The sequence below is a fragment of the Xanthomonas sp. LMG 12462 genome (assembly GCF_009192885.1).
Classification (GTDB): domain Bacteria; phylum Pseudomonadota; class Gammaproteobacteria; order Xanthomonadales; family Xanthomonadaceae; genus Xanthomonas_A; species Xanthomonas_A sontii.
On sequence record NZ_NMPP01000051.1, the window covers coordinates 22,957 to 43,695 of the forward strand.

At 69.6% G+C, this 20,739-nt stretch carries 18 protein-coding genes and 1 pseudogene; 18 read left to right on the forward strand and 1 reads right to left on the reverse strand.

What is annotated here, in order from left to right; genetic code table 11:
- Nucleotides 1–151 precede the first annotated feature (151 nt).
- The 9 genes from CEK69_RS13610 (at nt 152) to CEK69_RS13650 (ending at nt 7,983) form a co-directional block, all read left to right on the forward strand.
- A complete protein-coding gene (locus CEK69_RS13610; RefSeq protein WP_150411150.1) occupies nt 152–1,330 on the forward strand; it encodes a DegT/DnrJ/EryC1/StrS family aminotransferase in 1,179 nt (392 codons plus the stop codon).
- A complete protein-coding gene (locus CEK69_RS13615; RefSeq protein WP_017908530.1) occupies nt 1,327–1,551 on the forward strand; it encodes an acyl carrier protein in 225 nt (74 codons plus the stop codon). The genes CEK69_RS13610 and CEK69_RS13615 overlap by 4 nt, the downstream gene beginning before the upstream one ends.
- Nucleotide 1,552: 1 nt before the next feature.
- Complete coding sequence (locus CEK69_RS13620) at nt 1,553–2,593, forward strand: ketoacyl-ACP synthase III (protein ID WP_152246134.1); 1,041 nt, start codon at nt 1,553–1,555, stop codon at nt 2,591–2,593.
- Nucleotides 2,594–2,595: 2 nt separating this feature from the next.
- Nucleotides 2,596–3,357, forward strand: coding sequence for an SDR family oxidoreductase (locus CEK69_RS13625; RefSeq protein ID WP_017908528.1), 762 nt, complete (start codon nt 2,596–2,598; stop codon nt 3,355–3,357).
- 14 nt (nt 3,358–3,371) lie between these two features.
- Nucleotides 3,372–4,133: an SDR family oxidoreductase gene (locus CEK69_RS13630; RefSeq protein ID WP_017908527.1), complete on the forward strand. Its 762-nt coding sequence runs from the start codon at nt 3,372–3,374 to the stop codon at nt 4,131–4,133.
- Complete coding sequence (locus tag CEK69_RS13635) at nt 4,130–4,777, forward strand: NeuD/PglB/VioB family sugar acetyltransferase (protein ID WP_026144293.1); 648 nt, start codon at nt 4,130–4,132, stop codon at nt 4,775–4,777. Before CEK69_RS13630 ends, CEK69_RS13635 begins: the two co-directional genes overlap by 4 nt.
- A gap of 25 nt (nt 4,778–4,802) precedes the next feature.
- Entirely contained in the window at nt 4,803–5,942 is a 1,140-nt protein-coding gene (locus CEK69_RS13640; RefSeq protein WP_152246136.1) for an aromatic ring-hydroxylating dioxygenase subunit alpha, read from the forward strand.
- Nucleotides 5,939–6,556, forward strand: a complete 618-nt coding sequence (locus tag CEK69_RS13645) for an acetyltransferase (protein ID WP_017912569.1) — start codon at nt 5,939–5,941, stop codon at nt 6,554–6,556. Before CEK69_RS13640 ends, CEK69_RS13645 begins: the two co-directional genes overlap by 4 nt.
- Nucleotides 6,557–6,849: 293 nt before the next feature.
- The gene (locus CEK69_RS13650; protein ID WP_152246138.1) at nt 6,850–7,983 is read left to right on the forward strand and encodes an FkbM family methyltransferase; all 1,134 of its coding nucleotides are present in this window, start codon (nt 6,850–6,852) and stop codon (nt 7,981–7,983) included.
- A 369-nt stretch (nt 7,984–8,352) separates the two neighbouring features.
- On the opposite strand, the gene CEK69_RS13655 is transcribed toward CEK69_RS13650, so the two are convergent.
- The gene (locus CEK69_RS13655) at nt 8,353–8,802 is read right to left on the reverse strand and encodes a hypothetical protein (protein WP_152239298.1); all 450 of its coding nucleotides are present in this window, start codon (nt 8,800–8,802) and stop codon (nt 8,353–8,355) included.
- Between the two features lie 305 nt (nt 8,803–9,107).
- On the opposite strand from CEK69_RS13655, the pseudogene CEK69_RS13660 reads away from it, so the two are divergent.
- The 9 genes and pseudogenes from CEK69_RS13660 to CEK69_RS13700 all read left to right on the forward strand — a co-directional run.
- Nucleotides 9,108–9,704 (forward strand): annotated as a pseudogene (locus tag CEK69_RS13660) (leucine zipper domain-containing protein); the annotation flags it as partial.
- Between the two features lie 137 nt (nt 9,705–9,841).
- The gene (locus CEK69_RS13665) at nt 9,842–13,366 is read left to right on the forward strand and encodes a glycosyltransferase (protein WP_152246140.1); all 3,525 of its coding nucleotides are present in this window, start codon (nt 9,842–9,844) and stop codon (nt 13,364–13,366) included.
- A gap of 256 nt (nt 13,367–13,622) precedes the next feature.
- Entirely contained in the window at nt 13,623–13,985 is a 363-nt protein-coding gene (gene fliE, locus CEK69_RS13670) for a flagellar hook-basal body complex protein FliE (RefSeq protein WP_010341655.1), read from the forward strand.
- Between the two features lie 12 nt (nt 13,986–13,997).
- A complete protein-coding gene (fliF, locus tag CEK69_RS13675; RefSeq protein WP_043091960.1) occupies nt 13,998–15,719 on the forward strand; it encodes a flagellar basal-body MS-ring/collar protein FliF in 1,722 nt (573 codons plus the stop codon).
- A gap of 10 nt (nt 15,720–15,729) precedes the next feature.
- A complete protein-coding gene (gene fliG / locus CEK69_RS13680) occupies nt 15,730–16,719 on the forward strand; it encodes a flagellar motor switch protein FliG (RefSeq protein WP_017912588.1) in 990 nt (329 codons plus the stop codon).
- The gene (locus CEK69_RS13685; protein ID WP_017908680.1) at nt 16,716–17,339 is read left to right on the forward strand and encodes a FliH/SctL family protein; all 624 of its coding nucleotides are present in this window, start codon (nt 16,716–16,718) and stop codon (nt 17,337–17,339) included. Before fliG ends, CEK69_RS13685 begins: the two co-directional genes overlap by 4 nt.
- A complete protein-coding gene (locus CEK69_RS13690; protein ID WP_152246142.1) occupies nt 17,336–18,712 on the forward strand; it encodes a FliI/YscN family ATPase in 1,377 nt (458 codons plus the stop codon). Before CEK69_RS13685 ends, CEK69_RS13690 begins: the two co-directional genes overlap by 4 nt.
- Nucleotides 18,713–18,715: 3 nt before the next feature.
- Nucleotides 18,716–19,177: a flagellar export protein FliJ gene (gene fliJ, locus CEK69_RS13695; RefSeq protein ID WP_010341649.1), complete on the forward strand. Its 462-nt coding sequence runs from the start codon at nt 18,716–18,718 to the stop codon at nt 19,175–19,177.
- Nucleotides 19,174–20,493: a flagellar hook-length control protein FliK gene (locus CEK69_RS13700; RefSeq protein WP_152246144.1), complete on the forward strand. Its 1,320-nt coding sequence runs from the start codon at nt 19,174–19,176 to the stop codon at nt 20,491–20,493. The genes fliJ and CEK69_RS13700 overlap by 4 nt, the downstream gene beginning before the upstream one ends.
- Nucleotides 20,494–20,739 lie beyond the last annotated feature (246 nt).

The window sequence follows — 20,739 nt, forward strand, 5'->3', positions numbered from 1 at the left end:
GGCGGCCAAGCCAGGTTTCGCCTGCACCGCATCCCGATCGGCACCGCCGGCAGTGGACAGGCACCTTTGGCATGTGGCTTGCTTCACGTTTCCACAGCACCGGGCGGCACGTTCCGCACCGGGGACTTCCACCCGTCGCCAGGCAGGTCCCATGTCCATCCCCGTCACCAGTCCGCTGCTGCCGCCCCTGGAGGCGTTCGTCCCCTACCTGGAGCAGATCTGGCGCAGCCGCATCCTGACCAACGGCGGCGACATGCACCGCGCACTGGAGAAGGCGCTGGCCGAGTATCTGGGGGTCAACCACCTGGCGCTGCTGACCAACGGCACCCTGGCGCTGCTGACCGCGCTGCAGGCGCTGCGCATCACCGGCGAGGTGATCACCACGCCATACTCGTTCGTCGCCACCGCGCATTCGCTGCTGTGGCGCGGCATCAAGCCGGTGTTCGTGGACATCGATCCGCAGACCATGAACCTGGATCCGCTCAAGATCGAGGCGGCGATCACCCCGCACACCACCGCGATCATGCCGGTGCACTGCTACGGCACGCCTTGCGACACCGCCGCGATCGAGCGCATCGCCGATACCTACAACCTCAAGGTCATCTACGACGCCGCGCATGCGTTTGGGGTCAAGGACGCCGGCGGCTCGATCCTGCGCCACGGCGACCTCAGCGTGCTCAGCTTCCACGCCACCAAGGTGTTCAACACCTTCGAGGGCGGCGCCATCGTCTGCCCGGACGCCAAGACCTACCAGCGCATCAGCCGCCTGAAGAACTTCGGCTTCGTCGACGAGACCACGGTGGTGGCCACCGGCATCAACGGCAAGATGAGCGAGATCAACGCCGCCTTCGGGCTGCTGCAACTGCAGCACATCGACGACGCACTGGCGCAGCGCGGGGCGATCGACGCGCAGTACCGTCGGCGCCTGGCGCAGGTGCCGGGGATCCGCTGCCTGGCGCCGCGGGAACCGGGACTGTCCAACTACGCTTCGTTCCCGATCCTGGTCGAGGACGCCTTCCCGCTGGTGCGCGATGAACTGCACCGGCTGCTGCGCAGCCACGACATTCTGGTGCGCCGCTATTTCTACCCACTGATCAGCGACTTCCCGATGTACCGCGGCCTGCCCTCCTCGGCCCCGGCCGGCCTGCCGGTGGCGCGGCAGATGGCCGAGCGCGTGCTGTGCCTGCCGATCTTTCCCGGACTGGCGGCCGAGCAGGTGGACGCCATCGTCGACCTGATCGCCGCGGCGGGCGGCGTCATGCCCGCGTCCGATTCCCGTCGCACCCTGGTCCCTCCCTCCTTCGCCCAACCCGTGGAACCCGCAGCATGAGCCAAGAGACGTTTATCGAGAATTTCCTGTCGGCCACGGATTTCCAGAATCCGGTCGAGGTGACCATGGACACGGTGTTGCGCGAGCTGCCCGAATGGGATTCGCTGGCCGCGCTGGGCGTGATCGTGATGTTCGACATGGAGTACGGCAAGACCATCACCGGCGAGCACCTGGCCGCCGTGGTCACCCTGGGCGATCTCTATCAGCTGACCGAGGCATAGCATGCCGACCTCCACGTTGCACAACGTGCGCTTCGCCGGCATGGCGACCTGCGTGCCCAGGCGCGTCGTCTCCAACCTCACCGATTGCCGGCCGCAGATCCGCTCCGAGCGCGAGCGGCTGGTGCGCAACATCGGCATCCACACCCGGCGCATGGCCGCGGACTGGCAGTGCTTTTCCGACCTGGCCTTCGACGCGGCGCAGGTGCTGCTGGAGCGCCTGCAGTGGCAGCGCGAGGAGGTCGATGCGCTGATCGTGGTCACCCAGTCGCCGGACTACCCGATCCCGGCCACGGCGATCATCCTGCAGGACCGCCTGGGCCTGTCGCACGCCACGGTGGCGTTCGACGTCAACCTGGGCTGCTCGGCCTACCCGTTCGGCATCAACCTGCTCGGCTCGATGATCGCCGCCGGCGGGGTCAAGAAAGGCCTGCTGCTGGTGGGCGACCGCAGCGCCACCTTCGACGATCCGATCTTCTCCGATTCCGGCACCGCCACCGCGCTGGAGTTCAGTGCCGACGCGGCGCCGATGCATTTCGACCTCAACAGCGACGGCAGCGGCTATCGCGCGATCATCCTGCCGGTCGGCGGCCATCGCGAGCCGGTCGGGGTGCAGCACCTGATCCCGTATCGCGCCGACGAGAACGACCACTGGCACCGTGGCGTGGACCTGCAGCTGGACGGCGTGGCGGTGCTGAGTTTCTCCACCCAGCGGGTTCCGCCAGCGGTGCAGAAGCTGCTCGACTACAGCGGCGTGTCCAAGGACGAGATCGACTACTTCGTGTTCCACCAGGCCAACCGGATGATCAACGAGACCATCCGCAAGAAGCTCGGCCTGCCGCCGGAAAAGGTGCCCTCCACCCTGCACGATTTCGGCAACACCAGCGGCGCCTCGCTGCCGGTGACCATGACCGCGCGGATCAACAAGCAACTGGAAGAGAGCCGCAAGCGCGTGCTGCTGTGCGGCTTCGGCATCGGCCTGTCCTGGGGCACCTGCCTGGTCGATATCGACGGTGCGGTGTTCCCCGACCTGATCGAGTCCTGACGATGGCGCCTGTTGCAACGACCGATGCCTTCGGGCTGCAGGGCAAGACCATCCTGGTGACCGGTGCCTCTTCGGGCATCGGCGCCGCCGTGGCCGCGCTGTGCGCGCGCCTGGGCGCGACGCTGGTCCTCAACGGACGCGATGCGGAACGTCTGCAGGCGGTCGCCGCGGCGCTCCCTGGCGAGGGCCACCGTAGCGTCGTCGGCGACCTCACCGAGGACGCCACCCGCACGGCCTTGCTGGAAGCGGCCGAGCGCTACCACGGCCTGGCCTCGTGCGCCGGCATCGCCGCGCTGGTGCCGTTCCGGATGGCCGCCGAGAAGCACCTGCAGCAGATGCTGTCGGTGAACTACCTGGCGCCGGTCATCCTGACCCAACAGTTGCTGGCCAAGCGCCGGCTGCACGAGGGCGCCTCGCTGGTCTACGTCTCGGCGCTGACCGCGCGCGCGGCGCCGCAGGCCAGCGCCGGCTACGCCGGGTCCAAGGCCGCGCTGGAGGCCGCGGTACGCTCCTTCGCGCTGGAACAGGCCCGGCACCGCATCCGCGCCAACTGCATCGCTCCAGGCTACGTCGACACGCCGATGCTGAGCAGGCTCGGCAGCACCGCGGACATGGACGACAAGATCGCCCTGACCCCGCTGGGCCGCATCGACCCGGCCGACGTCGCCAATGGCGCGGTCTACCTGCTGTCCGACGCCAGCCGCTGGATCACCCGCAGCACCCTGACCATCGACGGCGGGCTGTCCCTGCCGATCCGCCTATGAGCCCGGAGACCCCCATGTCCGTTGCGGAAACGCCCGCCGCGCTGCTGCAGACGCTGTACGGCGTGCACGGCAAGCGCATCCTGGTGACCGGCGCCTCCAAAGGTATCGGCGAGGCGGTCGCCAAGGCCTGCGCCGGCGCCGGCGCACGCCTGCTCGTCGCCGGTCGCGACGTTGATCGACTGCAGGCCCTGCTCGACGCCTTGCCGGGCGACGACCACCGCCTGTTCGCCGGCGACCTGTGCGACGCCGCCACCGTGCAGCGCCTGGCCGCCGAGAGCGGGCCGCTGGACGGCGTGGTGCACAGCGCCGGCATCCGCGGCCTGTCGCCGATGAAGCTGGTCAGCGAGCGTTTCCTCACCGAGGTGATGACGATCAACTACGTGGCGCCGACGATGCTGACCCGCCACCTGCTCGCGCGCCAGGCGCTGCGCCCCGGCGGCTCCATCGTGTTCCTCGCCTCGATCGCCGCGCTGACCGGCACCGTCGGCGTCGGCCCCTACGCCGGCTCCAAGGCGGCACTGATCGGCATGCTGCGGCCGTTGGCGCTGGAACTGGCGCGGCGCCAGATCCGCGCCAACGCGCTGTGCCCAGGTCTGGTCGAGACCACTCTGATCAACGAGGACAAGGCCTGGTTCGAGGAGAGCCGCAAGCGCTATCCGCTGGGCATCGGCGACCCCGAGGACGTGGCCCTGGCCTGCCTGTACTTCCTCTCCGACGCCAGCAGCAAGGTCACCGGCCAGGCCTTCAGCATGGACGGCGGCGTGGAGTTCGCATGAGCGCTGCGCCTCCGCAACATGTCCTGATCGTCGGTGCCGGCGGTTTCGGCCGCGGCGTCGCGGCGATGGCCTGCAACGACGATCCAGGCCATGGCCAGGCCTGGGACATCAAGGGTTTCCTCGACAGCCGCAGCGCGCTCGGCGCCGGCCTGCGCTGGCCGCTGCTGGGCGACCCGGACACCTATCAGCCGGTGCCCGGCGACCTGTTCGTCTGCGCGCTCGGCGATCCGGCCGCGCGCCGCCGCTACAGCCAGCCGTTGCTGGCGCGCGGCGCCGACTTCATGGTGCTGCGGCCACGCCTGCGCGAGGCCTCAGAGACGCCGATCGGGCGCGGCAGCCTGTTCGAGGTCGGCGTGTCGATCGGCGCCGACAGCCGCATCGGCGAATTCGTCACCATCCTCGCCACCACCATCGTCGGCCACGACGTGGTGATCGGCGACTACGTGCAGATCGGCAACTTCGTGTTCGTCGGCGGCGGCGCGCGCATCGGCCACGATGTGGTCATCCACCCGCACGCCACCATCCTGCCCGGCATCGCGATCGGCGACGGCGCGGTGATCGGCGCCGGCAGCGTGGTGGTCAAGGACGTGCCGCCCAACGTCACCGTCGCCGGGAATCCGGCACGGACCATCTTCAGCCGTTGACCCCGCCCCCAGGACGCCGTTCCGCATGACCCGCCACGCCCTCGACGCCGAGCACTACATCAGCCCGCACAGCCTGCGCCTGGAACAACAGCGCCTGTTCGGCACACTGTGGATCTTCGCCGGCTTCGCCTCGATGGTGCGCGAGCGCAATCAGTTCTTCGCCAGGCAGATTGCCGGGGTGCCGGTGCTGGTGCAGCGCACCGAGGCCGGCATCCGCGCCTTCCTCAACCAGTGTCCGCACCGGCAATCGGCGATCCAGACCGAATCGCACGGCAAGCGCCCGCTGGTGTGCCCGTACCACGCCTGGTCGTTCGGCGCCGAGGGTGAGTTGCGAGGGCTGCCCAATTCCGGGCTGTACCAGTTCACTGCCGAGGAGAAGGCCGGCATCTGCCTGACCAGGCTGCATGTGCAGCAGGTCGGCGAACTGCTGTTCGTGAACATGGCCGAGCAGCCGCTTCCACTGGAGGAGCAGTTCGAGACGGCCTTCCTGGAGGATCTGCGCGCGGCGGCATCGCACGTGGACTCGCAGCTGATCTACAGCTGCCACCGGGTGCGCTACAACTGGAAGCTCAATATGGAGAACGTGAAGGATTACAACCATATCCCGTTCATCCATCCCAAGACCTTCAACCCGTTGATGACCGCCGCGCCCAAGCCCTCGGCGCATGTCGAGCGCTCCGCCGAGGTGCCCTCGGTGGTGGAACAACTGCTGCACGGCGGCGCGCCGATCCCCCTGCAGGCGCTGAGCTTCCCGGCCAAGGCCGAGATCGCGGTGCAGGATCACTGGTATCGGCCACTGTGCGAGCGCTACGGCGAGGACTCGGCGTTCTACAACTGGTTCCTGTATCCGAACGTGAACTTCTACAGCGTACGCGGCGACTCCTTCGTGCTGCAGCAATACGACCCGGTCTCGCCCGATGAGACCGACTACCACCTGTGGGTCGCCACCGCCCGGCGTAAAAGCGAGCGGACCGATTTCACCGCCCTGTTGAGCACGCTGATGCGCATCGAGCACCAGGTGATCGCCGAGGACACGGCGGTGCTGGAACGCCTGCAGGCTGGTTTCGGCCCGCATTCGCGCTCCTTCATGCATGGCGACTACGAGACCGAGCTGGTGCGCCAGCACCTGTGGTACCGCGCCAATGTGCTGGAGCAACCGGCATGAAGACGCTGGTGCTGATCGGCCAGGGCCATGCGCTGGAGCAGGCGCAACGCACCGCACAGGCCTGCGGCCTGGCGCACGTGGGCATCGCCCTGGAGTCGCCTGACCGCTACAACTTCGACCTGGGCGCCCTGCACGCCAGCCATGCGCCCGCCGCGACCGACGTGTTCGTCGCGATGGACGAGCGCGCAGTCAACCAGTCGCGGCACAAGCTGCTCGCCGACGTGCGCCTGGCGGGCTACGGCAGCGTCGATCTGGTGTGGCCGCAGTCGCATGTCGACGACGGCGTGCGACTGCTCGGCAACGTACACGTCGGACCGGGCTGCAACCTCGCGGCCGGCAGCAGCATCGGCGCCGGCAGCTGGCTGGAACGGCAGGTGATCGTCGAACAGGACGTCCGTGTCGGCGCCTGCGTCACCCTGCATGCCGGCGTCCACCTCGGCCGCGGCACCCAGATCGGCCAGGGCAGCACCCTGGGCGGCGGCAGCATGACCCGCAGCGACGCGAAGATCGGCCGGCACTGCGAATGGCTGCTGCCCGGCACCGTGCCGGACCTGCTGCCGGACCGCTGCTTCTATGACGCGCTGATGCCTGGCGGCGCCCGCATCCTGCGTTGATGCAGGCGCGCGCCAACGCGCGAGTCGCGGTGCCGTTCAACTATACGTTCCGCCAGTGACGGAAGCGGCGTCGCTGTGCCGACGTCTCCGATTCACTTTGCCAAAAGCGGCGCCACGTGCGACAGCACGCCGGGCTGGGATGCATGCACGCTTCCGGCGCAACTAGCTTCGCTAGGATCGCTCGCGGGCGGCAATCGCCGCGCGGCCTGATCGCGCTACCACGCGACATGCCCCTCTTATCCGTCTTTCCAGCATTCGCACGCCTCCTTTCGCGTGCCCTTTCGAGTGGACCCATGACCGACCACCTGGCCGCGCGTCAGCGCGAAGCCGACCTGATCGATGCCTGCAAGCGCGCCAGCGGCGCGATCTTCCTGGCCCCCAGTTCCAGTCTCGGCGGTCTGTACGCGGCCCGCGCCGCCGCGCTGTTGGCCGAGCGCGTCCCTGGCATCCGCATCGTCGCCCTGGACGATGTGTTTCACGAACGCCGCATCACCGATGCGGGCTTCGACGACGTGCGCCCGACAGCGACCTTCCTGCGCGACCCGGACCTGGCCGGATTGCCCACGATCAACTGCGCCTACATGCCGACCGCATGGCTGCACTTCGACCAACTGCAGCGCCTGGGCAGCGGTCGTCGCGTCGATCTGCCGCAGTTGATGTACGCCCTGGACATTCCGCTGGTGTATCAGAGCGGACAGGTGACGCGGGAACAGACGCTGGCGCACGCCGCGCAGTTCGACGCGATGCGCGGCCGCTTCGCCGATGCACTGAGCGTGCGTACGCTGGACGCGATCCTGCAGATGCGCATGGACGGCGACCGGCAGCCGCTGCTGGACGTCCTGTGCCCGATGGAGCAGGAGTACTACTCGGTGTATTCGGCCGTAGAGCATCCGCTACGCATTGGTGCGGGCGAACACTACGTGGATATCGGCGCCTATCGCGGCGACACGGTCAAGAAGTTTCGTGCGGCATCGCGCCACCGCTACGCCGCCATCCATGCCTTCGAGCCGGATCCGGAGAACTTCGCCGCCCTGCAGCAAGGGCTGGCAGACGATGACGGCCGCACGACCCTGTACAACGCCGCCGTCAGCGATGTCGCCGGGCCGGTGGCGTTCGACGCACGGGGCACCATGGGCAGCCGGATCGACGGCAGCGGCGCCGCGCGCGTGGACGGCGTGCGCCTGGACGATCTGATCGAAGAGGTCAGTGTCCTGAAGATGGATGTGGAAGGCGCCGAGGCCAGGGTGCTGCGCGGCGGCGCGGCGCTGATCGGGCGCTGCCGGCCGCGCATGGCCATCACCTGCTACCACCATGCGCTCGACCTGCTGGACATCGTCGCCGAACTCGACCGGATCCTACCGGACGCCAAGCTGCGCCTGCGTCAGTATGCTTTCTATTTCTACGACACCGTGCTCTACGTCGAATGACACGGCGATGCGCAGCGGCGCGATTGAGTCGCTCGGAGATCGCGCGGTCGCACCCTGCGGGTCTACCCGGCGCCGTTCAAGCGTAACTGAGCTACATCACCCATAGATGACGCGCCAGGCGGTCGTCGCGCTCGATCCTCCTCCGAGCGATGCGCAGGGCAGTACCGGTTGCTTGAGGCGATGGCGGCAAAGGGCAAAGCAGGCGATGCCAGCGATTGGAAAGGGTGTGCCTGTGTAACGTAACCCAGGCAACACCCCGCAAACGCGCCAGAAACGGCAAAAACTGAGGACCCGAGCGCCGTAAGCTTTTCCGAATGGCGTTGATCAGACCATCTTCAAAGGCCACCCAATGTCATAAGAAAATTAAAATCATTCAACGTACCAGCGCATGGCATACGTATATTTCGTATTCGACAGCAACTCCCCGTTCGAAACTCGGATATTTGCTTGAACAAACTGACCTGACGTATTAAGCAAAAAGTGCGCAGAATATGCAGGATTGCTCACAGCACCGAATTGCGAACCCATTGCCACATTCATTGACAAGTCCTGATCGCTCGAACACACCACGGCTTGCGACGAATCCAGCCTCAGCGAGGTATTCGTGCATAGCAAACCCCATACATGCTCCGGATTATTGTTTGGCGCCGTAATCAAAACTCTCACACTTGCCCCAGAATCCACCGCGGTGCGCAAGGTTTGCAGCGATCCGGACGATATGTTCCCGTTTGAATCGGTCGCGTAAACCAATGTCCATGCCTGCGCAGATCCGGCAGCCAAAGCGAGTGTGGCGATCGCTGCAATTTTACCAATGATCATTATTCCCCCTGTCGTTCAGTTGAAATTTCTCCGAAAAACTGCCATGAGCTGATCGTGCAAGCATGCCATGCAGCGCCCCATGCGAGCAGCCTCGCAAGCAGCATCAGGAGCGATGCGACTCATTGCGATGGAGCCCACGGATCGATCCTAGCAAAAATTTTTTTCAGAAAAATAGACCGCTTGCGACACATTCACTTCGATCAATAACATTAACAAGAAGCTCATGTAATCTCTCAGCAGGCTGTTCATCCGCGGCCGATCTGGAAGATGGGGTTACTAAGCCAACCCAGCCCCCGGAGCCCAGGATGGACCTGCATAAACATGCGGTTTGAGCCCGCGAGGTCGAGCATTGCTGGTGGACCGTATCCTGGTGCAGGGTTTGCGCGTGGCGGCGGCGGCGTATGCGGCAGGGGTCAGCGTGCGCACGGCCTACAAGTGGCTCAGGCGATTCAAGGAAGAAGGGACGCCAGGGCTGATGGATCGCCCCTCGCGGCCACGTCGTTGCCCGCACGCCACCCCGCAGCCCATTGTCGATCAGGTACTTGAGCAACGCCGCTGCCGGCAAAACTACCGTCAGATTGCCTGGCAGCTTCGAGCGTGTTCTAACCGAAAATGGTGCCTGCTACGAATCCCGTCGCTTCCGCGGCCTGGTACGCAGGCTCGGCATGCGTCACCTGCGCACCAAGCCCTATACCCCGCGTACCAACGGCAAAGCCGAGCGACTCGTACAGACCAGCCTGGGCGAATGGACCTACGCGGGGCCTTACCTCAACTCCCAACAGCGCGCCGATGCCTTCCCCGACTGGGCGCACCACGACAACTGGCAGCGCCCTCACGCCAGCCTCGGATACCTGCCGCCCATCTCCCGTATCCCAATGAACAACGTAGTGGGTTTACACACAGTGGATACGCCCAACCCGTCGGCGCGGACCGCGGCAAACATCTATCGGCATGCTTATTGCATCATCAGGGGATTGCTCCGCTCGATCGCGACTGCGCTCGCTGCCGAATCCGCCCCCTTCGACACGGTCCATCGTTCATGCCCCACCCGCCCCTGGTCAGCGTGGTCATGCCGGCCTACAAGCTGCGCTACTTCGAGCAGGCGCTCGACAGCGTGCTGGCCCAGACCTATCCGGCGCTGGAACTGGTCATCTGCGACGACAACCCCACCGAGGCGATCGCCGAGGTGGTGGAACGCCGCGCCGCGATGGCCCCGTTCCCGATCCGCTATCACCGCAATCCGGAGCGCTACGGCGAACTCGGCAGCACCGCGCGCGCCATCGCGCTTGCCCAGGGCGAGTACGTCAAGTTCCTGCACGACGACGACGTGCTGGCGCCGGATTGCGTGGCCGCGCTGGTCGCGGCGATGCAGAGTGCACCGAACGTCCTGCTGGCGTCCTCGCGGCGGCAGCGCATCGACAGCCACGGCGCGCCGCTGGAGGACATCCACGCCACTGCCTTCCCGTTCGCCGGCGATGTGCTGCTGGACGGGCCGGAGCTGCTGTCGTTCCTGGCCGACCACACCATCAACTTCGTCGGCGAGCCCAGCTGCGTGCTGTGCCGGCGCAGCGACCTGCTGGAGATCGGCGACGAACTGATGACGCTGGCCGGCAAGGTCATCAACTGGGTCGGCGACCTGGCGCTGTACGCCAAGCTGCTGCACCGCGGCCATCTGGCGCTGCTGGCAAAGCCGCTGACCGGCTTCCGGGTGTCTGAGGAGCAATACAGCCAGGCCGGCCGCGACCAGCCCGGCATTGGCGACCAGGGGCACGCCAATTTCCGCCAGGGCGTGCGCGCCATGGGCTGGTACCGCGGCGATGGCGACGTCCGCCAGGTCACGGTGACGCCGCTGGGCGGCGGCCCCGGCACGCCGGTGGACCTGCTGCAGGCGATCCAGGACGCCTACGCGCGGGTCTGCGTACAGGCGACGCTGCACGACTGGCAGGCGCGGCGGACGGTGACGCCCGCGCAACGCGACCTTCTCGACGCGCGCCTGGACGCCCTCGGCGGCGCGCCGCGGCTGGCCGTGCTGGTCGACGCACGCGGCGCCGACCGTGCCGCGCTGGACGCCACGCTGGACAGCCTGCTGCTGGAGGGCGCGCCGTTCGCGCAGGTGCAGGCGCTGGTGCTGGGCGACGCCCCCCTCCCCGCGTGGCCGGACCCGCGGGTCCGGATCCTGCCCCCGCTGCCGGCCGAGGCCGATGCCGCGGCGCTGTCCGCCGCGCTGGACGCCTCGCCGGCCAGCGACTGGTGCCTGCGCGTGGTCGCAGGCAGCCGTTTCTACGCCGGCGGCCTGCTGCGGCTCCTGCTGGAACTGGCGCAGCAGCCGCAGTGCAACGCACTGTATGCGGACGAATGGCTGGCCGTGGACGCGGACACCCTGGCGCCGCTGCTGCGGCCCGACCCGGACCTGGACCTGCTGTTGGGCAATCCGCTGGTCACCGCCGGGCACTGGGTGTTCCGCCGCGCCACGGTGCAGGCGCTGGGCGGCTTCGATCCGGCCTACGACGGCGCCAGCGAATTCGAGCTGATCCTGCGCCTGTTCCTGCGCGACGGCGGCGACGGCATCGTGCACCTGCCCGAGCCGCTGCTGGTCGCCACGCCGGCCAGCGCCGAGGCCGGCGGTCCGGCTCGCCAGCGCGCGATCGCCGCGCACCTGCAGGCCCGCGGCTATCCGCAGGCCACGGTCGAGCCGTTGCCGGGCGGCCTGTTCCGCATCGACTACGGCCACCCCGCGCAGCCACCGGTCTCGATCGTGCTGTTGGCGCAGGACAATCTGCCGTCACTGCAGCGCGCGGTGGTCAGCCTGCTCGAACAGACCGCCTACCCCGCCTACGAACTGCTGCTGGTGGACAACGCCAGCCACGCCCCGGAGATCACCGCGTGGATGCAGGCCGTGGCCGAGCTGGGCAACGGCCGCATCCGCGTGTTCGCGCTGGAACAGCGGGTGTGCCAGGCCGAGGCGCACAACCTCGCCGCCACCCAGGCGCAAGGCGAGTACCTCTTGTTCCTGGACGCCGACAGCGCCGCGGTGCAGGACGGCTGGCTGCACGCACTGATGAACCACGCGCAGCGGCCCGAAGTCGGCATCGTCGGCGCCAAGGGCGTGTCTGCCGACGGCCGCATCACCCATGCCGGCCTGCTGCCGGGCCTGCTGGCCGGCGCCGGCCACGCCTTCGCCGGCGAGGCGATGGCGCAGCCGGGCTACATGGGCCGGCTGCAGGTGGCACACCGCTACAGCGCGGTGTCGGCGCATTGCCTGCTGGTGCGGCGGGCGCTGTTCGAGCACCTGTCCGGCTTCGACACGGCCGGCTTCGCCGCCGGCGGCGCCGACGTGGACCTGTGCCTGCGCGCCGCGGCGACAGGCGCCTGGACCGTGTGGACGCCGCAGGCGCTGCTGCTGCAGCCGGCCCCGGCCACGCGCAGCGAGGCGGCCGACGAGGCGCTGCTGCAGCGCTGGCTGCCGGCACTGGCGCAGGATCCGGCGTATTCGCCGAGCCTGGGCCTGGACCGGCCCGGCGGTTTCCAGTTGACCGAGTCCGAATTCTCCTGGCAGCCGCTGGCCTGGAAACCGCTGCCGCGGGTGCTGGCCCATCCCGGCGACACCTTCGGCAGCGGCCAGTACCGGGTGATCCAGCCATTCCAGGCGCTGGCCGCGGCCGCGCAGATCGACGGCCTGTACTACGCGCGCCTGCTCGACCCGGTGGAGCTGCAGCGCATCGGCGCCGACGTGGTGGTGCTGCAGCGCCGCGTCGGCGACGCGGAACTGGCGCGGATGGAGCGCATGCGCCGTTTCGGCCCCGCCTTCATGGTCTACGAGCTGGACGACTACCTGCCGAACCTGCCGTTGAAGAGCGCGCATCGCGAGCACATGCCCAAGGACGTGCTGCGCTCGCTGCGGCGCGCCGCCACGCTGGTGGACCGGGTCACCGTCTCCACGCCGGACCTGGCCGAGGCGCTGGCCGGCCTGCACGGCGACATCCGCGTGGTGCGCAACCGGCTGGAGCCGCAGCTGTGGGGCGCGCTGGCGCCGCCGGCGGCATCCGCCTCGGCCAAGCCACGGGTCGGCTGGGCCGGCGGGCTTAGCCACACCGGCGACCTGGAACTGATCGCCGACGTGGTGCAGGCGCTGGCCGGCGAGGTGCACTGGGTGTTCATGGGCCTGTGCCCGGAGCGGCTGCGCCGGCATGTGCACGAGGTGCACGCGGGCGTGGACTTCGCCCGCTATCCGCAGGCGCTGGCCGCACTGGGCCTGGACCTGGCGCTGGCGCCGCTGGAAGACAACCTGTTCAATCGCTGCAAGAGCAACCTGCGCCTGCTCGAGTACGGCGCCTGCGGCTATCCGGTGGTGGCCAGCGAGCTGCCGCCCTACCGCGATGGCGCGCTGCCGGTCACCCTGGTCAAGAATCGCTTTCGCGACTGGGTCAATGCGATCCGCGCGCACCTGGCCGACGCCGACGCACGCACCGCCGCCGGCATGGCCCTGCGCGCGACGGTGCAGCGCGACTGGTTGCTGCAGGGCGCCAATCTGCAGGAGTGGCGGGCGGCCTGGCTGCCGGACTGAGTCGGCCCCCTCGTCCACCGTGAGGCCGCCGCGCGGCACCCGCGTCCGACCGTGACGCGGCGCACGGCGTCAACCTGCCGACACCTTGCCGGCGCGCGGTCCGTGCCGGCCGTGCCGCCGGCGCCAGGAACCCGTCACCGGGTGCCGGCCTTCCCCGCGCATGCCTGTCCGGAGGCTGCGCGACAGGTGAGTGCCGTTTCGGCACACCGCTTGCATTGCATACGGGCAAGCCGTCTCCCGGCAGGGACTTCACCGTATGAGCGACTCCATCAGCTCCATCCTTTCGCAGATCCGCAGCTACCAGGGCCAGGTCGGCCAGGCGGCGCAGACGCGGGTGGGCGATGTCGGCCGCAGCAATGCGATCGAAGGCCTGGGCGGCAGCCAGGGCGTGCAGGGCCCGAGCTTCACCGAGACCCTGCGCAACGCGATCGGCGGCGTGAACGAGGCCCAGCAGAAGTCCGGCGACCTCGCCAAGGCCTTCGAACTGGGCGACCCCAGCGCCGACCTGGCCAAGGTGATGCTGGCCGCGCAACAGTCCCAGGTGGCGTTTCGCGCTACCGTGGAAGTCCGCAACCGACTCGTCCAGGCGTACCAGGACGTGATGAACATGCCGCTGTAAGGGTAGAAGACGATGGCGCTTGCGATCAGCAAAGACACATTCAACAGCGAAAAGGCCGGGGCCTGGTTCGACCGCCTGCAGAGCCTGCAGCTCACCCGGCGCATCGGCCTGATGGCGATGATCGCGGTGGCCGTGGCCGCCGGCCTGTTCGTGTTCTTCTGGTCGCAGAAGCCGGCCTACACGCCCCTGTACACCGGCCTGGACGAGAAGGGCACGGCCGAGGCCACCGATCTGCTGCGCACCGCGCAGATTCCGTTCAAGCTCGACCAGGCCACCGGTGCGATCACCGTGCCGGAGGACAAGCTGTACGACGCGCGGCTGAAGCTGGCCGGCGCCGGCCTGACCGACAACGGCAACATGGGCTTCGAGGTGATGGAGAAGGATCCCGGCTTCGGGGTCAGCCAGTTCGTGGAGAACGCGCGCTACCAGCACGCTCTGGAAACCGAACTGGCGCGCACCATCGCCAGCCTGCGCCCGGTGCGCGAGGCGCGGGTGCACCTGGCCATCCCCAAGCCGAGCGCGTTCACCCGCCAGCGCGAGGCCGCCAGCGCCTCGGTGGTGCTGGAACTGCGCGGCGGCACCACCCTGGAACGCAACCAGGTCGATGCGATCGTCAACATGGTCGCCTCCAGCATCCCCGACCTGGCGCCGGACCGCGTCACCGTGGTCGACCAGAGCGGGCGCATGCTGACCATCGCCGACCCCAACAGCGACGCCGCGCTCAACGCCGCCCAGTTCGACCAGGTGCGGCGCCAGGAAAGCGCCTACAACCAGCGCATCCGCGAACTGCTGGAGCCGATGACCGGCCCGGGCCGGGTCAACCCGGAAGTGAACGTGGACATGGACTTCTCGGTGGTCGAGGAAGCGCGCGAGCTGTACAACGGCGACCCGCCGAAGCTGCGCAGCGAGCAGGTCAGCGACAGCAGCACCAGCACCAGCGGTCCGCAGGGCGCGCCCGGCGCGACCAGCAACTCGCCGGGCAGCGCGCCGGGCCAGCCGGGCGCCACCGGCGCCCCGCCCGCCGCGGGCACCGCCGGCACCCAGCAGGCCGCCGCCGCGACCCCGACCGAAAGCTCCAAGAGCGCCACCCGCAACTACGAGCTGGACCGCACCCTGCAGCACACCCGGCAGCCGGCCGGGCGGATCAAGCGCGTCTCGGTGGCGGTGCTGGTGGACCACGTGATGCGGCCGGGCGCCAAGGGCAAGATGACCGAGCAGGCGCTCAGCGCCGCCGAGCTGACCCGCATCGAAGGCCTGGTCAAGCAGGCGGTGGGCTTCAACGCCGAACGCGGCGACACCGTCTCGGTGATGAACGCCCCGTTCGTCCGCCAGGCCCCGGAAGCGGCCGACAAGCCCGGTTGGTGGGAAGATCCGCGGGTGATGAACGTCGCGCGTCTGGTGCTGGGTGCGGCGGTGGTGCTGGCGCTGCTGTTCGGCGTGCTGCGCCCGGCGCTGCGCCAGATCGCCGGTCCGGCGCCGGCCGCGTCGGTGGGCCACGACCGCGACGGCAACGAGCCGCGCGACGCCAAGCTGTCGATGCTCGACGACGACAACCCGCTGCTGCCGTCGCTGGGCGAGGACACCGCCAGCCTCAGCGGCGGCGCTGGCGGCAACCCCGCCATCGCCCTGCCCGACGCCTACGAGGAACGGTTGCGTCAGGCCCGCGAAGCGGTCAAACAGGATTCCAAGCGCGTGGCGCAGGTCGTGAAGGGATGGGTCGCCAGTGAAGCCTGATGCGAATGCAATGAATGGCACCCAGCGCGCTGCCGTGCTGCTGCTGTCGCTCGGCGAGGCCGACGCGGCCGAGGTGCTCAAGCACATGGACCCCAAGGAGGTGCAGAAGATCGGCATCGCCATGGCGACGCTGAGCGGCATCTCGCGCGATCAGGTCGAGAAGGTCATGGAGGAGTTCAACGCCGAGCTGGGCAGCAAGACCTCGCTGGGCGTGGGCGCCGACGACTACATCCGCAACGTGCTGGTGCAGGCGCTGGGCGCCGACAAGGCCGGCAGCCTGATCGACCGCATCCTGCTGGGCCGCAACACCACCGGCCTGGACACCCTGAAGTGGATGGACCCGCGCTCCATCGCCGACCTGGTGCGCAACGAGCATCCGCAGATCATCGCCATCGTGATGGCGCACCTGGACAGCGACCAGGCCGCCGAGGCGCTGAAGCTGCTGCCCGAGCGCACCCGCGCCGACGTGCTGATGCGCATCGCCACGCTCGACGGCATCCCCCCGCACGCGCTCAACGAGCTCAACGAGATCATGGAGCGGCAGTTCTCCGGCAACCAGAACCTGAAGTCGTCCAACGTGGGCGGGGTCAAGGTCGCGGCCAACATCCTCAACTTCCTGGACAGTGGCTCGGACCAGGGCGTGCTGTCGGCGATCAGCAAGATCGACGCCGACCTGGGCAGCCGCATCCAGGACCTGATGTTCGTGTTCGACAACCTGGTGGAGCTGGACGACCGCGGCCTGCAGACCATGCTGCGCGAAGTCAGCGGCGACCGGCTCGGCCTGGCCCTGCGCGGCGCCGACATCAAGGTGCGCGACAAGATCACCAAGAACATGTCCCAGCGCGCCGCCGAGATCCTGCTGGAAGACATGGAAGCGCGCGGCCCGGTGCGCCTGTCCGACGTGGAAGCCGCGCAGAAGGAGATCCTGGCGATCGTGCGGCGCCTGGCCGACGAAGGCGTGATCAGCCTGGGCGGTAGCGGTGCGGAGGCCATGGTATGAACGGCAACGTGGTGCGCTGGCTGGCGCCGGAACTCGATGCCCCGTCCGCGCTGGCGGCGCTGCCCTACGAAGACGCGCTGCCGGACGAGCCGGTGCTGCGTCCGCCGAGCCTGGAGGAGATCCAGGCGATCGAGGCCGCGGCCCAGCACGAAGGCTTCGAACGCGGCCACGCCGAGGGTCTGGCCCAGGGCCAGGCCGAGATCCGCCGCCTCACCGCACAGATCGAAGGCATCCTGGACAACTTCTCGCGGCCGCTGGCGCGGCTGGAGAACGAGGTCGTCGGCGCGCTCGGCGAGCTGGCCGTGCGCATCGCCGGCAGCCTGGTCGGCCGCGCCTACCAGGCCGACCCGGTGCTGCTGTCGGAACTGGTCGCCGAGGCGCTGGACGCGGTCGGCGGCGCGCGCCGCGACGTCGAGGTGCGCCTGCACCCGGACGACATCGCCGCGCTGACCCCGCTGCTGACGCTGATGGATCAGGGCATCCGGCTGGTGCCGGACCTGAGCCTGAGCCGCGGCGACCTGCGCGTGCACGCCGAATCGGTGCGCATCGACGGCACCCTCGAGGCGCGCCTGCGCGCGGCCCTGGAAACGGTGATGCGCAAGTCCGGAGCGGGCCTGTGAGCGCGCTGTCCGGCACCCACCCCGCCGACTGGCTGGATGCGCGCAACCTGCGCCTGGCCGGCCGCCTCGGCAAGCTCGATCTGGACGTGGCCGCCGGCCGCGGCCTGATCCGCGAAGGCATCCTGCGCCGCGCGGTCGGCCTGACTCTGGAAGCGGTCGGTTGCGAGGCGCCGATGGGCGCCACCTGCAAGGTCGAGGTCGACGGCGGCTGGGTCGACGCGGAAGTGGTCGGCTTCTCCGGCGACCGCACCTCGCTGATGCCCAGCGCCGAAACCCACGGCCTGCTGCCCAACGCGCGGGTGGTGCCGCTGCACCGCCGCGGCGGCGTCGAAGTGGGCGAAGGCCTGCTCGGCCGGGTGATCGACTCGGACGGCGTGCCGCTGGACGGCAAGGGCCCGATCCGCGCCGAAGGCTCGGTGGGCATGGCCGGCGTGTCGATCAACCCGCTGGCGCGCGAACCGATCACCACCCCGCTGGACGTGGGCGTGCGCGCGATCAACGCGCTGCTGCCGATCGGCCGCGGCCAGCGCGTGGGCCTGTTCGCCGGCTCCGGCGTCGGCAAGTCCACCCTGCTGGGCATGATGACCCGCTACACCGCCGCCGACGTGATCGTGGTCGGGCTGATCGGCGAACGCGGCCGCGAAGTGCGCGATTTCGTCGAGACCACCCTGGGCGAGGAAGGCCTGCGCCGCGCCGTGGTGGTCGCCGCCCCCGCCGACCGCCCGCCGCTGGCGCGCCTGCACGGCGCTTACCGCGCCACCGCCATCGCCGAGTGGTTCCGCGACCAGGGCCTGAACGTGCTGCTGCTGATGGACTCGCTGACCCGCTTCGCCCAGGCCCAGCGCGAGATCGGCCTGTCGGTGGGCGAGCCGCCGACCACCCGCGGCTATCCGCCGTCGGTGTTCGCCAAGCTGCCGGCGCTGGTCGAACGCGCCGGCAACGGCGCCAAGGGCCGCGGCTCGATCACCGCCTTCTACACCGTGCTCACCGAAGGCGACGATCCGCAGGACCCGATCGCCGATGCCGCGCGCGCCATCCTCGACGGCCACATCCTGCTGTCGCGGCGCGTCGCCGACAGCGGCCTGTACCCGGCCATCGACGTCGAGTCCTCGGTCAGCCGCGTGGTCCAGGACATCGCCGACGAGCCGTGGCGCCTGCGCATCCGCTCGCTGAAGCGGTTGGTGGCCGCGTACTCGGCCAACCGCGACCTGATCACCATCGGCGCCTACCAGCGCGGCAACGATCCGGCCGTGGACGAAGCGCTGGAGCGCTGGCCGGAGATCATGGAATTCCTCGGACAGGACGTCGCCAAAGCCGCAGATCTGCCCCACAGCCAGGCCGCCCTCAAGCGCCTGGTCGACCGCGAGAACTAAGCCATGATGCAATCGCAACGTCTCGATCCCCTGCTCCGCCGCGCCCAGCAGCACGAAGACGAGGTCGCGCGCGATCTCGCCGAGCGCCAGCGCGCCCTGGCCACCCACGAGTCGCGGCTGGAGGAACTGCGCCGCTACGCCGAGGAGTACGCCAACAGCCAGATGGCGGCGACCAGCCTGGCGCAACTGGCCAACCGCCGCGCCTTCCTGGACCGGCTGGAGAGCGCGGTGCAGCAGCAGTGCCAGACCGTGGACCGCAACCGCGAAAAGGTGGAGATGGAGCGCAGCCGGCTGCTGCTGGCCAGCCGCGACAAGCAGGTGCTGGAACAGCTCGCGGCCAGCTACCGCGCGCAGGAACGCAAGGTCGACGACCGCCGCAGCCAGCGCGAGATGGACGACCTGGGCGCGCGCCGCGCGCGCCTGGCGGCCACCGCCGACGAACACGATGACGGAGACGGACGATGAACAACGCGCTTTCCGCGCTGGGCGGCAGTGGCCGCGCCAGCCAGATCGGCGGCGGCAACGACACGCAGGGCACCGACCGCGCCGGCGGCAAGGACAAGGACTTCGCCAAGCTGCTCGGCGGCGGCGGCGGCTCGGCGCGTACCACCGCGCCCAAGCCCGCCGCCCGCGAGACGCCCAAGCCGGCGCAGAACGCCGGCAAGGACCAGGCGGACAAGCGTCCGGCCGCCGCGGACGACACCGCCAGCGGCCCCGCGCGCACCGCGCAGGCCGGCGACAAGGTCGCCCAGGACGCCGAGAAGAGCAGCACCGAGACCAAGGCCTCGGGCAGCGACAAGGGCAAGGCCAAGACCGAAGACAAGCACGAGGACGCCAAGCCCGACGACAGCGCCTGGCCGCCGGCCGGGCTGGCCGGCATCGGCCTGGGCCTGCTGCCGGCGATCGGCGCGGCGGTGCTGCCGGCGGCCACCGCGACCCCGCTGGGCGCAGCGGCCGGGCTGGCGGTCGGCGTCGCCGGCGCCGTGGCCAACGGCGTGGGCGCCCTGCTCGGCGGCGACGCCGCGGCCCAGACCGCGGCCGGCGCCACCGATCCGACTGCCGCCACCGCCGGCACTGCCGCGACGGCCGGCACCGCCCCGGCCTCCGCGGCCGGCGGCTTCGGCGCGATGCTGTTGGCGCAGGCCGGGTCCGCCGACAAGGCGAGCGGCGCCGACACCGCGGCGCCGTTGGCGGCGCTGGCCGCCATCGCCGCCGCGGCCGGCGGCAAGAGTGGCGAGAGCGGCGACGCCGCGCCCGCCGCCGATCCCAGCGCGATCGTGCCGACCGCGGCGGCGGCCCCGCTGCACGCCACGGCGCGGCTGGCCGATCCGCAGCCGTTCACCGGCTCGCCCACGCCGACCCCGAACCTGCACGGCAACCAGTTCGACGAGGAACTGGGCGCGCGCATCAGCTGGCTGGCCGACCAGAAGATCGGCCACGCCCACATCAAGCTCAATCCGGCCGAGCTCGGCCCGGTCGAAGTGCGCCTGCACATGGCCGGCGACCAGGTCAACGCCAGCTTCAGCAGCAACCAGGCCGACGTGCGCCAGGCCCTCGAGAACAGCCTGCCGCGCCTGCGCGACATGCTCGGCCAGCACGGCTTCCAGCTCGGCCAGGCCGACGTCGGCCAGCAGCAGCCGCAGCAACAGCAGGCCAATGCGCAGGGCACGCCGCAGGGCGGCGGCCGCAGCGGCGGCGAGCTCGCCGACGACCTGTCCGGCAGCGTCGGGATTCCGGCGGTGGTGTTGCGCCAGCGCGGTCTGCTCGACGCCTACGCCTGACGATCCGGGGCGCGCCGCCGCCCCTTCACGGCGATCGAGGGAGTGGGACGGGTCTCGGCCTCGACGTTCGTCGGAAGGATACGTCGGGGTTGAGGCCCCTCCGCTGGGCCCGATCCCCTCTCCCACAACGGTCTCGGCCCGCGCCGGCATGGCGCGCAGCGGCGCCGTCAAACACCCGGCGCGCCAGGCGCCCGGTTTCGGCACGGCGATTGCATCCTCAGGGGCAGACCCCCTTCAGGAGCCCGC